General features: G+C 42.4%; 1 protein-coding gene. It reads right to left on the bottom strand.

Going from position 1 to position 255, the window contains the following annotated elements; translation table 11 throughout:
• Positions 1–255: transposase (locus M3610_RS27790; protein WP_251463666.1), on the bottom strand; the 255-nt coding region annotated here is incomplete at both ends.

Consider the following 255-nt stretch of genomic DNA (forward strand, 5'->3'; position numbering starts at 1 on the left):
CATATCATTTTCAAAAACGAAGGGAGCAATAGCAGGTGTTTTGTATCCAGCATCAGCAGCAACAGCTTCAGGTTTCCCTTGGTTTTGGATGACTTTCTCAAGTAGTGGCTCGAATATGACGCTATCATGGATATTCCCTGGTGTTACAATTGTGCCAAGGACAAAACCATTTCGATCTGAAGCTGCATGAAATGAGTATGCGACTTGTTTAGTTCGTTCGTCCTTTACGTAATAACCACTTTCTGGGTCAGTCGT

The organism is Neobacillus sp. MER 74, from assembly GCF_023714155.1.